The organism is Nocardia crassostreae, from assembly GCF_001613405.1.
GTDB classification, from domain to species: domain Bacteria; phylum Actinomycetota; class Actinomycetes; order Mycobacteriales; family Mycobacteriaceae; genus Nocardia; species Nocardia crassostreae.
In genome coordinates this window covers 1-12,793 of the sequence record NZ_BDCH01000020.1, presented here as the reverse complement: position 1 = coordinate 12,793, position 12,793 = coordinate 1, and the positions used below count along the sequence as shown (strand labels likewise).

The window sequence follows — 12,793 nt, the reverse complement described above, 5'->3', positions numbered from 1 at the left end:
ATATTCCGGGGGTGCGGTTCGCGGTGCTGCTGTCCGAGGACGGCTTGCGAATGGCGCACTCCGGCAATATCACCCGCGACAATGCCGAGCGATTCGCCGCGGCCGCATCGGGATTGCGGTCCCTGGGCAAGGCGCTCGGTGAATTCTGCGGCGGGCCCGGGGACAATGTGCGCCAGAACGTCACCGAATACGACGGCGGGATGATCTTCATCACCGCCGCCGGAATAGGTGCGGTACTGGGCGTCTCCACCACCCCGGAGGTGGATGTGGCGCTGGTGGCGCACCGCCTCAACGAACTCGCCACCCGGGTCGGGCACGAGCTCGGCGCGGTACCGCGCGGCGGCGCCCGGCCATGACCGGCCCGCGGCGGGATCCCGACCTGGTCCGGGCGTACGTGCGCACCGGGGGGCGTTCGCGGCCCACCCGGCATCTGGACCTGGTCACCGTCATCGTCGCCGCCGGGACACCACTGCAGGGGGGCTCTCCCGACGCGCGCCGGATCTTCACCTTGTGCCGCAGTGCGCTGTCGATCGCCGAGATCGCCGCCCACCTCGACCTGCCGCCGTCGGTGGTGAAGATCGTCATCGCCGACCTGATCGACAGCGGTCATCTGATCACCCGGACGCCCGAACACACGTTGCCGGACGTCAGTTTGCTGGAAGAGGTACTGAATGGGCTTCGCGCCCTCGCGGTCTGACTCCGCCACCGCGGAATCCGGCCCCACGACATCGCCCACCGGCGTCGAATACCTGCCGTCCACCATCACCCGATCGGTGAAGCTGTTGGTGGCGGGCAGTTTCGGCGTCGGCAAGACCACCTTCGTCGGGAGCGTCTCGGAGATCAAACCGCTGCGCACCGAGGAGACCATTACCGAGGCCAGCATCGGCGTCGACGACATCACCGGGCTGGGGAGCAAGACGACCACCACGGTCGCCATGGATTTCGGCCGCATCACGCTCAATCCCGAACTGGCGCTGTACCTTTTCGGCACGCCCGGGCAGCGCCGGTTCCTGCCCATGTGGGAGGAGCTGGCCATGGGCGCGCTCGGCGCGCTCGTACTGGTCGACACCCGGCGCATCGAGCAGTCCGACGAGGTGCTCTCGGTGCTCGAGGAGCGCGGTGTGCCGTATGCGGTGGCGGTCAACGAATTCGAGGGCGCGCAGCGCTATCCGCTCGACGAGGTGCGCGATGCGCTCGACCTCACCGCGAGCACGCCGCTGACCGCCCTGGACGCCCGGGATCGGCGCACCTGCGTGCATTCGCTCATCACCCTCGTCGAATACCTGTTTCAATCGCGTCAGGAGTCTCGCCTTTGACCACGTCGACTGGATCGCCGGTCGGACCGTCCACGCTCACCGACGGCACCCACTTCCCGCTCTACACCCAGGAATTCGCGGCCGACCCGCACGGCAGCTATCGCGAGATGCGCCGCCGCTACGGTTCGCTGGTGCCGGTGGAGCTGGCGCCCGGGGTGCCCGCGACCCTCGTGATCGGGTATCACGACGCGGTTCAGATCCTCAATGATCCCGAGCATTTCCCGGCGGATCCGCGGGTGTGGCAGGACACGATCCCGGACGACTCCCCGGTCAAACCCATGTTGCAGTGGTATCCGAATGTGCTGCGCAATTCCGGTGCGACGCATTGGCGATACCGGCAGGCGAATGTGCACGCGGTCGACGGCGTCAATCTGCACGGGCTGCACGCCATCGTCGAGCGCGAGGCCATTCCGCTCATCAATGCCTTCTGTGAGAACGGCGAGGCGGAGCTGATCAGCCAGTACGCCATGCCGCTGGTGTTCGCCGGGCTCAACGACATGCTGGGCTGCCCACCGGATATCGGCGCGCGGGTGGCCGCGGGCATGGCCGCGCTGTTCGACTCGGTGGACGAGAACGCCGCCCTGGGCATGCAGATGCTCAGTGAGGCGCTGCTGGAGCTCATCGCGCTCAAGCGGCGCGAGCCCGGCGCCGATATGGTGACCCGGCTGCTGCAGCACGACGCCGGTCTCGACGACACCGAGATGCTGTACAACATCATCAGCATCTACGGCGCCGGACTGGAGCCGCAGCAGAACCTCATCATCAATACGCTGCGCCTGATCCTCACCGACGACCGCTTCGCGGGCGATGTGCTGGGCGGAAGCCTTTCCACCCGTGACGCTTTGGACGAGGTGCTCTTCAACGACCCGCCGATGGCGAACTTCTCCGTCTCCTATCCGCGCCAGCCCATGCTCATCAATGGCACCTGGCTGCCCGCGCATCAGCCGGTGGTCATCAGCATGACCGGCTGCAACAACGATCCCGCCATCAGCGGCGGGGAACGCATCGGCAACCGGTCCCACCTGGCCTGGAGCCTGGGTCCGCATGCCTGTCCCGCGAGATCCGTTGCCTCACTGGTGGCTCAGGAGGCCATCGATCAGTTGCTGGATACGCTGCCCGAGTTGCGCCTGGCCGTTCCACTCGATGAACTGGTCTGGCGCCCAGGGCCTTTCCACCGGGCGCTGGCAGCGCTGCCGGTGGTCTTCCCGGCGTGCCCGCCACTGAATGTGTGAGTAGGAGAACGCTGTGACGATGGAACCCCTGGCGCTGGATCTCACCGGTGTCGACATTCAAGGCGAGAACGCCCGCATTCGTGCCCGTGGCCCGGTGACCCTGGTCGAGCTGATGGGCGTGCCCGCCTGGTCGGTGACCGATGCGGACCTGCTGAAGCGGCTGCTCGCCGATCCGCGCGTCTCCAAGTCCGCCTCGCAGCACTGGCCCGCCCTGCAGAACGGCGAGGTGGGCGCGGACTGGCCGCTGATCACCTGGGTGATCGCCGAGAACATGTTCACCGCCTACGGTTCCGATCACCGCCGCCTGCGCAAGCTGGTGTCCCCGGCCTTCACCCATCGCTGCACCGTGGCCATGCAGCCCCGCATCGAGGAGCTGGTAACCGATCTGCTGGACAAGCTGGCCGCCACCCCGGCCGGTGAGATCGTGGATCTGCGTGAGGGTTTCGCCTACCCGGTGCCGATCCAGGTGATCTGCGAGTTGCTCGGCGTCCCCGAGGATCGGGAGCCCGCCCTGCGCGTGTGCGTGGCCCGGTTCTTCGACACCGAGATCAGCCCCGAGGCCGCGCTGGCCAACTACATCGAAATGGGCGAGCTGATCGCCGAATTGGTGGCCTTCCGCCGCGACAATCCCGGCGACGATGTGACCAGCGTGCTCACCTCCACTCGCGACGAGGACGGCGAGCGCCTCACCGAGAAGGAGATGATCGACACCATCATGCTGGTCATCAATGCCGGTCACGAGATCACCGTGAACCTGCTCGACCAGGCCATCTTCGCGCTGCTCACCCATCCCGCCCAGCTCGCCGCCGCCCGCGCGGGCGAGGTGAGCTGGGCGGAGGTCGTCGAGGAGGCGCTGCGCTTCGAATCCCCGGTCGCCCATCTGCCGCTGCGCTATGCGGTGGAGGACATCGAGATCGACGGAATCAAGATTGCCAAGGGTGAGGCCATCCTGGCCTCCTACGCCGCCGCAGGCCGCGACCCGAAGGTCCACGGCGCCACCGCCGACGACTTCGACATCACCCGCGCCGTCAAGGACCACCTGGCCCGTCTCGAGGCGACCATTGCCCTGCCCGCCCTGTTCGAGCGCTTCCCCGGCCTGCGCCTGGCCACCGATCCCGCCGAGGTGCCCCCGGTCATCGGCTTCATCGCCAACGGCCACCGCAGCCTCCCGGTGTACCTCACCGCGGAGTAGCTCGGCCGCTGTTGTCGATTCAGGCCCGGTGTCCGCCGGGCCTGAGTCGTTTCGGCGACCCGGTCAGCGAATGTCGAACTCCACCTTCGCATTCAGCACGGCGGTCAGCGACAGGCCGAAGGTTCGGCGGAGGTTTCGCTGAGGTGGGACGGCGAGGCGAAGTCGGCGTCGGCGGCGCAGCGGGTGAGGTCGTGGCCGGATTGCAGGGCGGCGCCGACGATTCGGAGGCGGGACCACTGGCGGTAGCGGCGGAAGGTGGTGCCGGTGCTGGCGGCGAAGGTGTGCAGGAAGTGGGATTCGGACATGCCGAGGTCGGCGGCGATCTTTTCGGCGCGCAGGTGGGCGGCGGGGGTGGTGCGAATCTGGCTGATTACATGGGTGATTCGGGGATCGATGGGGCGCGGAGCCGGGGTGAGCTCCGTGAGCAGGCGGTCCAGATCGGGGACACCGGCGGTTGCGGCGGCGATCAGAGCCGGTTCGTGACGTGAGTCCAGGCCGTAGGGGCCGTCGGTTCGGGTCATGCTGTCGCGCAGGGTGATTGCGGCGGCGGTGCCGGGTTCGGCGAGGATCAGGCCTATCCAGCCGTCGCTCATGATGCGGTGCGGGGCGCGGGCGGGGGCGAAGGAGCTGCGGGTGACGATCTCCCGGTTACCGGGGAGCTCCAGGCGGAACGGTGCGGTCACGCCCAGGCCCAGGACGGCGAGCGGGGTGGCGTGCATGCCGACGCCCAGATCCGGGCCGAGGTAGCCCGCATGGTCCGGCCGCATCCAGAGCACGGGGCGGCGGACACCGCAGGTTTGTGAAAGCGCGGACCCGGTCACGATTGCGAGGCTAGTCGGGACCGGCGGGTTCGAGCCGGTCACCCGGATGAAATGAGGTCGATCGGAATGGCAATGCGAATCGTGTGCGCCGGTGACAGCCAGACGCGCGGACAGTACGGGGTGGGCTACATCCCGATTCTGGCCGAGCGTCTGCGCGGGCAGGGCGTCACATTCACCAATGCCGGGGTCAATGGCGACACCTCGGCCAATCTGCTGGCCCGGCTCGACGATGTCATCGCGGCGCAGCCGGATGTGGTCTCCGTGCTGATCGGCACCAATGACGCCTGGGCCACGCTGAGCGCGGCCAATGCGGAAAAGGTCATGCAGAAGAAGGGCCTGGCGGTCGCGCCCACGCTGGAGCGGTACCGGGAGAATCTCGCCGCCATCATCGGCCGCCTGGACGCGGAGACCGATGCGCACCTGGCCGTGCTGTCCCCGCCCGCCCTGGGCCAGGATCTGGCCTCCCCGGCGGTCCGGATCGGCGCGCAGTTCGCCGAGGCGGCGTGGGCGGTGGCCGCCGATCACCATGTGGAGTATCTGCCGCTGTTCGAGCGTCAGCGCGACTATCTGGAAGGCTGCGGGGCCATTGCCCTGCCGTATCCGGAGGGCCTGGTCCAGCGGTACACCTCGGTGCTCGGCCACAAGCTGCTGCGGCGGTCCTACGATGCCATTGCCGAGGGCAGGCAGCTGGCGCTGACCTCGGATTTCGTCCATCAGAACAGCCGGGGCGCGACCATGATCGCGGACCTGTTGGAGGGGTTCCTGCGGGAGACGGCGCTGCCGCGTTCCGCCCGGTTGCCGTGAACCGAAAATCCGAGTTGACGAACCGCCAGGTCTGTCTCCGGTTGGTTACGAAATATTTCCGGGCTGGATATCCGTACGGATTATTTGCAACGGAAGTACTGTATTCAACTGCTGCTGAATGCTTCTCGGGCGGTAGCGTTGAAGGTGGTACTGGTCGTGGATGTCCGGTGTTACGGGATGCGGGTGTGCAGTGCAGGGTTTCGAGTTGTCGCCCAGACAGTCTGTCGGGGAATCTGCACTGGCCGAATTGTCGGAGAAGGCCGCCGCGGAAGGCGTGGCCTTGCGAGTCGGAGTGGTACTGGAGCGGGACGGCTCGGTACTGCTGCTGGAGCGCGATGAATACGCCGAGGGGCGCAGCACGCTGAGCCTGCCGGGAACCATTGTGCGCACCGGGGAATCGCTGGCCAGAGCCGTGGCGCGGGCCGTCGCGGAGGAGACCGGGCTGACGGTGGTCGACATCCACCGGCACCTCGGCGGTTTCGACTATTTGTCGAGTGCCGGAAAGCCGGTTCGCCGGGAGCATTTCGCGGTCGAAGTGGCGGCCGTCTCGCCGATTCAGCTCACCAACTATGCCGACTATCGCTGGTTGCCCCTCGATGGCGAGCTACCCGTCACCTCCTCCATTCGCGCCATTCTCGCCACCTATCGGATGTGAGTCCGGCCCGATACGCGAATAGCTGAGCCCGGCTTGCGCCGGGCTCAGCTGGTGTGTGCGAATCGGATTCAGTGGCGGGCGCCGCGAATGATGGGCAGCGCGAGCAGGATCATAGCCGCGCCGATCCAGAGCACGCTGGTGGTGGCAATGCCATTGACCGCGAAGCCGCCGAACAGCGCGCCGAGGGCGATCGGGATATTGAAGACCGAGACGAACAGCGACGAGGCGGCTTCGGTGGCGTCCGGGGCCGAGCGCATGATCCAGGTCTGGAAGGTCACCGGAACCGCACCGTAGCCCAGGCCCCAGAGAACGAGCGCGGCGGCCGCGGTGAGGGTCGTGTGATCGGCGACGGCGAGGATCAGCATGGCCGCGGTGAGGGCGGCCACGATGGCGGCCGTCGCACCGCGCAGGCTCTTCGCGACCAGTGCGCCGACGAGGAAGTTGCCGCAGATTCCCGCAATCCCGAACACCAGCAGCAGTACGCCGATGGCGTGGTCGCCGATGCCGTCGCCGAGCAGGATGGGGCGCACGAAGGTGTAGGCCAGGAAGTGGCCGGTGATCACCAGGAAGGTCAGGGCCAGCGCGGCGCGCAGGGTGGCATTGGCGCCGAAAACCTTGGGCAGATCCGCGAATCCGATGGTGCGCTGCGCGGGCAGGCTGGGCAGCAGGAAGGCCATGGCGATCACCGAGACCAGGCCGAGCAGGCCGACCACGGCGAAGGCGGCGCGCCAACCGCTCAGATCGCCGATGAAGGTGCCGGTGGGAACGCCGAAGACGGAGGCGGTTTCGACGCCGCCGAAGATGACGGCGGTGGCGCGGCCCACCTGATGCTCGGGCACCAGGCGCAGCGCGATACTGCCCGCGATGGACCAGAAGCCGCCGACCGCGATGCCGATCAGGAAGCGCGCGATGAGGATGACGGTGAAGCTGGTCGCCATGCTGGAGGCGAGATTGGCCGCGCCCATGAGCGCGATGAGGGCGACGAGCATGATGCGGCGGTCGATGCGGCCGGTGAGGATCGTGATCAGTGGTGCGGAGAAGGCGGCCACCAGACCGGGCACCGTCACCATGAGCCCGGCGGCGCCCTCGGAGATGTTCAGGGCCGAGCCGACCGGGGTGAGCAGGCCGACGGGCAGCAGTTCGGAGGTCATCAGGGAGAAGATGCCGAGCGTCACGGCCAGGACGGCGAGCCAGCCGCGCACGGTGGCGCGCTCGGGGGCGGAGGTGAGGGCGGTCATGGTGGAAAACCTTTCGTGCACAAGGGGTCCCGGGGCGGCTCGCGGGGAGCCGCCCGTCGCGTCGAGATCAGCGGATCAGAAGGTTCCGGGGGTCTTGCGGGTGGTGACGTTCATCCGGTTTCAGGCATTGGTGGTGAAGATGAGCGCAATGAGCTGGGCGAGTTCGGATTCGCCGAAGTGTTCGGCGGCCTCGTTGTAGACCGAATCCGGAACGCCTTCGGGGAGTTTGGTGACGGCCTCGGTGAGGGCGAGGGCGGCGCGCTCGCGGGCGGTGAACAGGCTCGACTCCTCCCAGGCGCTGAGCTGGTAGATGCGCTCCTCGGCTTCACCGGCCTTGCGGGCATCGGTGGTGTGGTAATCGATGCAGTAGGCGCAGCGGTTGATCTGCGAGGCGCGAATCTGCACCAGTTCCAGCAGGACCGGATCGATGCCCTGGCGGGCGGCGGCGTCGAGGGCCATGACGGCCTTGAAGACCTTGGGGGCGACGGCGGAGAAGTTCATGCGTTCGGCGATCTGGATCGTTGTCATGACATAAACGTACGGGCGGAAAGACCCACGTATAGGGTTCATTCCCATGGTGGAAACATGGGTCAATTCCAGGCGCTCTCCGGAGCTATCCGAGACGGATCAGGGTGTCGACCTGCACCTCGAGCTGGCCGGGGTGGGGAATCGCCGGGTTCGGCTCATGGCCGCGCTGCGGGAGGCCATTCGCTCCGGGCGGCTCGCGCCCGGGACGCGGCTGCCGCCGTATCGCAGCCTCGCCATCGACTTGGGCATAGCCCGCAATACCGTGGCCGCGGCCTATGCCGAATTGGTGGAGGAGGGCTGGCTGACGGCGCGCCAGGGTTCCGGCACCCGGGTGGCGCAGCGGGCCGCGCCCGCCCCGGAGGAGCGCACCGGACGCCCCTACCGCCCGGCCCCGCGCCGGGTACGGCACGACCTGCAACCGAGTTCACCCAATGCGGCGGCCTTCCCGCGCACGGACTGGATCGCCTCCACGCGCCGCGCCCTGACCGCCGCGCCCAATGACGCCTTCGGCGTGGGTGATCCGCGCAGTCGCGTCGAATTGCGCACCGCCCTGGCCGAATATCTGACGCGGGCGCGCGGTGTGCGCACCGAGCCCGAGCGGATTGTCATCTGCTCCGGATTCGCCCAGGGCCTGCAACTGCTGGCGACGGTCCTGGAGGGCCCGATTGCCATGGAGGCGTACGGATTGGGCTACTACCGCCAGATCCTGCACGGCGCGGGCCAGGAGACCGTCCCGCTGACGGTCGACCCGCACGGCGCACGCATCGACGAACTCACCGCCACCGACGCCCGAGCCGTCCTGCTGACCCCCGCGCACCAATACCCCACCGGCGGCCCCCTGCACCCGGAACGCCGTGCGGCAGTGATCGATTGGGCACGCTCCACCGGCGGCGTGGTGCTCGAGGACGACTACGACGGCGAATTCCGCTACGACCGCGAGCCCGTCGGCGCTGTCCAAGGTCTCGACCCCGAACGCGTCGTCTACCTGGGCTCGGTCAGCAAGAGCCTCTCCCCCGCCCTCCGCGTCGGCTGGATGGCGCTCCCCGTCCGCCTCATCGACAAGGTCCTGTCCGCCAAGGGCCCTCGCGAAATGCAGGTCAGCGCCGTAGACCAACTAACCCTCGCCGACTTCTTCACTTCAGGCGCCTACGACCGCCACCTCCGCCGCACCCGCATCACCTACCGCCGCCGCCACGACCTCCTGATGCACACCCTCGCCACCCGCTTCCCCCACATCCACATCAGCGGAATCGCCGCGGGCCTGCACGCCGTCCTCGAACTCCCCGACGGCACAGAGGATTCCACCGTCCAAGCCGCCCGCCGACTGGGCCTCGCCCTGGACGGCCTCCACCCCTACCGCCACCCCGCCAGCCCCATGCCCACCCGAGACGGCCTCGTCCTCGGCTACGGCACCCCCTCCGACCACGGCTTCACCGCCGCCCTGGAGGCCCTGTGCCTAGCCCTCCCCGACCCGCCCGCACCAGTCAAAGACCAGCGATGAACGCATCCCACTGCGCCGACGTGAAGATCAGCGCAGAACCCATGGGGTCCTTGGAGTCCCGGACGCCGACCGAACCGTCACCGAGATGGGCGACTTCGACGCAGTCCTGGCTGCCACCACTGTGGCTGCTCTTGAACCAGCGCAATCCCGACGAATCAGTGCTCAGCGCAAAGCTCGCTCGCGGTAAATGCATCCCACACCTCAGGGGCAAGAATCAGGACTCCACCATTGGGATTCTTCGAGTCTCGAACTCCGACCATGCCGTTGCTCAGATGAGCAACCTCGACACACTCTTGGCTGGCGCCGCTATAGCTGCTCTTGAACCAGCGGGCACCGAATAGCTCATCGTTCACGCTCATACTCCCTTGCCGCTTGACGAAGTAGATCACGACTGCGCTGCCCATCCAACGCTACCCGCCGCAACGCCTCGTGCGCAGCGCGATAGCGCTCGACATTGTCCTCATCATCGAAATACATTGCCCCGGTATAGCTCTCGACGTAAACCACGGAGGGCTCGAGGGGCTGGTCGACGATACCCTCTCCGAAGTCGAGAATGATGAACGGTCCTGTTAGATCGCCCAGCGGCACCCCGGCGGAGTACGGCAGGATACGAATGGTCGCGTCCGGCTGTGTCCCGGCATCCGCCAGGTGCCGCAGTTGAGCGGCCATTATTCGACGACTGCCGATCACTCTGTGCAAAGCGGATTCGTCGAGAATCATGTCGAGAGTCGCAGCCTGAGCGCGGCGGGCCATCAGAGCCTGCCGATGCATCCGCATCTCGACACGCCGCGAAATCTCGGTGTCGATCTCATTTGGCCGCGCCGCGCGAAGCAAAGCCCGGAAGTAGTCGGCGGTCTGCATCAGGCCGGGAATCAGTTCCTGGAACAGAGTCAACTCCTGCGCTGCGGACTCCAACCCCATGTACACATCGAAGTTGGCCGGAATCAGGTCGTTGTACTGGTGCCACCAACTTCTGGCGTTGCCTTGCTGAGCAAGTCCTTTGAGCGCAGCGGTCTCGGTCTCGCTGGCTCCCAGCACCTGGCACAGGGCCTCGATGTCCGCTAAGCGAATATTGTCGGCTCGACCAGCCTCGAGCCGCTGGACCGTGCTAACCCCACGCTCGATTCTCCGGGCGACCTCTACGAGGGTCAGTCCCGACTGCTGGCGCAACTCCCGCAGATAGCGTCCGAGCTGACGCCGCGGGACTGTGGAACCCGTGTCAACCATTGATGAATCTCCAGGATGGGTGGCGGGACACCGTTTTTTGGTAATTACGAGCCCGGATTCTGGTAATTGATCATGGAATTCTTGGTTTTTATGCTGGGCGTTTGCATCAAATGAGGTGAATTCAGCCAGTTTATGCCCCTCCTCGCTGGTCCTGGACGTGTTCTGTTGGCGCGCAGCGCAACCCGTCGTTAGCCCAAGCAAAGGAGGTCGGCACAGTGGCCAGCAGCCGCGAGGATCTCAAGCAGATCGAGATTCAGGTCATCCAGGACGTCATCGACGCCGCCGAAGTTCTACTGCGACAGCTCGAAGCCACGGGCGGCGCGAACCTTGCGCCGCGCTCGCAGGCGTACGCGATCTTCATCCATGCCGTTCTCGTCAGCGCCCGCACCACCGGGTACTACGGCCCGGGGAGTCTGGCGCACGCGCCATTGCTGGACGCGATTCTCGCCGGGGCCGACGCGACCCCGTGGGACACAACCCTCTTCGATGCGCTCCTCCAGCGCGTCGTCCTCGACTGATCTCAGGAGACGACCATGAACACCGGGCTTTGGCTGCTCAGTTTCGTTCCTGTTGCCGCCGCTGCGTTTCGGGCGGGGGCGTGGTGGCGGGCCGTGTCGACCTACGGTCGGCATGCGGTCGGCAACTCCTGATCAACACGTCGAAAGGAGTCATTCAGGTTGGCGGAGAGGTTGATTCATGTTTTCGACTAACGTCCCGTGAACGTCAATGTCCCGCTTAGGACAACCTATCCCACGGGGTGTGTGGCACTGATAACACTGAAATGTAGGTTTAAAAATCGGACATATCGCTCACCATGGCAAATAGCTCTCACAATGCAACGTTTCAGAACCCGGTAATCGGGTCACGAGGTGCGCTCGAGTTATCGGCTGGCTAGCTTCGTCTGCGAACTACGCACGGACGCCGGGGATTCGGCTGTTCGTTCGCTACATGTTTGATGGAGGAAGTACGTGCGCATCCTGCTGGTCGCCAGCGCGTTCAACAGCCTCACGCAGCGGGTCCACACCGAGTTGAGGGAACGCGGGCATCACGTGGGGGTGGAGCTGGCACCGGGGGACGACGAGCTCCGGGCGGGAGTGGCGCGGTTCCGGCCGCAATTGATACTCGCGCCCATGCTCACCACGGCGATTCCGGAGGACATCTGGACCTCGCACACCGTGCTCATCGTGCATCCGGGGCCCAAGGGCGACCGCGGGCCGTCCTCGCTGGACTGGGCGATTCACGAGAACGCACCGCAATGGGGTGTGACCGTGCTCCAGGCCATGGCCGAGATGGACGCGGGGCCGATCTGGGCCAGTGAACCGTTTCCCGCCACCGGCGGGAAGAGCGAGCTGTATCGGAACGAGGTCGCGGATGCGACCGTGCGCGCCGTACTGCTGGCCGTGGAGCGGTTCGAGCACGGCGGGTTCACACCGGAACCCCTCGACTACGCGCGGCCGGATGTGACCGGGCAGCTGCGGCCCTATCACGCACAGGAATTCCGGCGCATCGACTGGTCGCAGGACAGCACCGCGACCGTCCTGCGCAAGCTGCGCGCGGCGGATTCGCAACCGGGCGTACTGGATTCGCTGTTCGGGCGGGAGTTCTTCCTGCACGGCGGCCATTACGAGGATCAGCTGCGCGGTCCCGCCGGAACCGTCATCGCCACCCGCGACGGCGCGATCTGCCGCGCCACCGGCGATGGCGCGGTGTGGCTGCCGCAGCTGCGCGCCCGCCGAATGCCCGGCGGCCCGGCCACTTTCAAACAGCCCGCCACGCACGTACTCGGCCCCGAACTGCTGGCGGGCATTCCGGAAGTCCCGGTAACGCCGACCGAGGCCGCCACCCCCGACACCTGGCCGGAACTGCGCTACCGCGAGCACGGCGAGGTCGGATACCTCGAATTCGCCTTCGCCTGCGGCGCCATGAGCACCGAACAGTGCCAGCGCCTACTGGAAGCCTATCGATACGCGTGCTCCCGGCCGGTGAACGTGCTGGTGCTCGGCCCTGCTCGCGACTTCTTCTCCAACGGCATCCACCTGAACGTCATCGAGGCCGCCGCCGATCCGGCCGCGGAGTCCTGGCGCAATATCAACGCCATGGACGACCTCGTCGAGGAAATCCTCACCACCACCGACAAACTCGTGATCTCCGCCCTGGCCGGTAACGCCGCCGCGGGCGGCGTCATGCTCTCCCTGGCCGCGGACGAGGTCTGGTGCCGCTCCTCGGCCGTGCTCAACCCGCACTACCGCCTGATGGGCCTGCACGGCTCGGAGTACTGG

At 66.8% G+C, this 12,793-nt stretch carries 16 protein-coding genes; 10 read left to right on the top strand and 6 right to left on the bottom strand.

Going from position 1 to position 12,793, the window contains the following annotated elements; all coding sequences use genetic code 11:
- The first annotated feature begins 11 nt into the window (after window positions 1-11).
- The 5 genes from NC4_RS21055 (at window position 12) to NC4_RS21035 (ending at window position 3,740) form a co-directional block, all read left to right on the top strand.
- The gene (locus NC4_RS21055) at window positions 12-356 is read left to right on the top strand and encodes a roadblock/LC7 domain-containing protein (protein WP_245721823.1); all 345 of its coding nucleotides are present in this window, start codon (window positions 12-14) and stop codon (window positions 354-356) included.
- Window positions 353-697: a DUF742 domain-containing protein gene (locus NC4_RS21050; RefSeq protein ID WP_067541109.1), complete on the top strand. Its 345-nt coding sequence runs from the start codon at window positions 353-355 to the stop codon at window positions 695-697. Before NC4_RS21055 ends, NC4_RS21050 begins: the two co-directional genes overlap by 4 nt.
- Window positions 698-761: 64 nt before the next feature.
- Window positions 762-1,316 carry a GTP-binding protein gene (locus NC4_RS21045; protein ID WP_245721854.1) on the top strand — a complete coding sequence of 185 codons (555 nt, stop codon included), beginning with the start codon at window positions 762-764 and terminating at the stop codon, window positions 1,314-1,316.
- Window positions 1,313-2,548 (top strand): cytochrome P450 family protein, encoded by a 1,236-nt coding sequence (locus NC4_RS21040; protein WP_067541107.1) that lies wholly within the window; start codon window positions 1,313-1,315, stop codon window positions 2,546-2,548. The genes NC4_RS21045 and NC4_RS21040 overlap by 4 nt, the downstream gene beginning before the upstream one ends.
- Before the next feature lie 19 nt (window positions 2,549-2,567).
- The gene (locus tag NC4_RS21035; RefSeq protein WP_067541105.1) at window positions 2,568-3,740 is read left to right on the top strand and encodes a cytochrome P450 family protein; all 1,173 of its coding nucleotides are present in this window, start codon (window positions 2,568-2,570) and stop codon (window positions 3,738-3,740) included.
- 104 nt (window positions 3,741-3,844) lie between these two features.
- On the opposite strand, the gene NC4_RS21030 is transcribed toward NC4_RS21035, so the two are convergent.
- Complete coding sequence (locus NC4_RS21030; RefSeq protein WP_157554993.1) at window positions 3,845-4,561, bottom strand: AraC family transcriptional regulator; 717 nt, start codon at window positions 4,559-4,561, stop codon at window positions 3,845-3,847.
- Window positions 4,562-4,627: 66 nt separating this feature from the next.
- Between NC4_RS21030 and NC4_RS21025 the strand changes: the two genes are divergently transcribed.
- Complete coding sequence (locus tag NC4_RS21025; protein WP_067541102.1) at window positions 4,628-5,365, top strand: SGNH/GDSL hydrolase family protein; 738 nt, start codon at window positions 4,628-4,630, stop codon at window positions 5,363-5,365.
- Window positions 5,366-5,612: 247 nt separating this feature from the next.
- Entirely contained in the window at window positions 5,613-6,020 is a 408-nt protein-coding gene (locus tag NC4_RS21020; protein ID WP_169814843.1) for an NUDIX hydrolase, read from the top strand.
- Window positions 6,021-6,088: 68 nt separating this feature from the next.
- Here the strand turns inward: NC4_RS21020 and NC4_RS21015 are convergent, their stop codons facing one another.
- Both NC4_RS21015 and NC4_RS21010 read right to left on the bottom strand, forming a co-directional pair.
- Window positions 6,089-7,258: an MFS transporter gene (locus NC4_RS21015; RefSeq protein ID WP_067541100.1), complete on the bottom strand. Its 1,170-nt coding sequence runs from the start codon at window positions 7,256-7,258 to the stop codon at window positions 6,089-6,091.
- A 120-nt stretch (window positions 7,259-7,378) separates the two neighbouring features.
- The gene (locus tag NC4_RS21010; RefSeq protein WP_174566868.1) at window positions 7,379-7,786 is read right to left on the bottom strand and encodes a carboxymuconolactone decarboxylase family protein; all 408 of its coding nucleotides are present in this window, start codon (window positions 7,784-7,786) and stop codon (window positions 7,379-7,381) included.
- Between the two features lie 49 nt (window positions 7,787-7,835).
- Here NC4_RS21010 and pdxR point away from each other — a divergent pair, with 49 nt between their 5' ends.
- A complete protein-coding gene (gene pdxR / locus NC4_RS21005; protein WP_439957547.1) occupies window positions 7,836-9,287 on the top strand; it encodes a MocR-like pyridoxine biosynthesis transcription factor PdxR in 1,452 nt (483 codons plus the stop codon).
- Here the strand turns inward: pdxR and NC4_RS39215 are convergent.
- Genes NC4_RS39215 through NC4_RS21000 form a run of 3 tightly spaced genes read right to left on the bottom strand, consistent with a single transcriptional unit; the run spans window position 9,271 to window position 10,514 of the window.
- The gene (locus tag NC4_RS39215; protein WP_369690774.1) at window positions 9,271-9,480 is read right to left on the bottom strand and encodes a DUF397 domain-containing protein; all 210 of its coding nucleotides are present in this window, start codon (window positions 9,478-9,480) and stop codon (window positions 9,271-9,273) included. The two genes, pdxR and NC4_RS39215, sit on opposite strands and share 17 nt — an antisense overlap.
- Window positions 9,443-9,640, bottom strand: a complete 198-nt coding sequence (locus tag NC4_RS39210) for a DUF397 domain-containing protein (RefSeq protein ID WP_084529631.1) — start codon at window positions 9,638-9,640, stop codon at window positions 9,443-9,445. Before NC4_RS39210 ends, NC4_RS39215 begins: the two co-directional genes overlap by 38 nt.
- Window positions 9,630-10,514, bottom strand: a complete 885-nt coding sequence (locus tag NC4_RS21000; protein ID WP_067541097.1) for a helix-turn-helix domain-containing protein — start codon at window positions 10,512-10,514, stop codon at window positions 9,630-9,632. Before NC4_RS21000 ends, NC4_RS39210 begins: the two co-directional genes overlap by 11 nt.
- 215 nt (window positions 10,515-10,729) lie before the next feature.
- Between NC4_RS21000 and NC4_RS20995 the strand changes: the two genes are divergently transcribed.
- Both NC4_RS20995 and NC4_RS20990 read left to right on the top strand, forming a co-directional pair.
- Window positions 10,730-11,032: a hypothetical protein gene (locus tag NC4_RS20995; protein WP_067541096.1), complete on the top strand. Its 303-nt coding sequence runs from the start codon at window positions 10,730-10,732 to the stop codon at window positions 11,030-11,032.
- A 450-nt stretch (window positions 11,033-11,482) separates the two neighbouring features.
- Window positions 11,483-12,793: enoyl-CoA hydratase-related protein (locus NC4_RS20990; RefSeq protein ID WP_067541095.1), on the top strand; the 1,311-nt coding region annotated here is incomplete at its 3' end.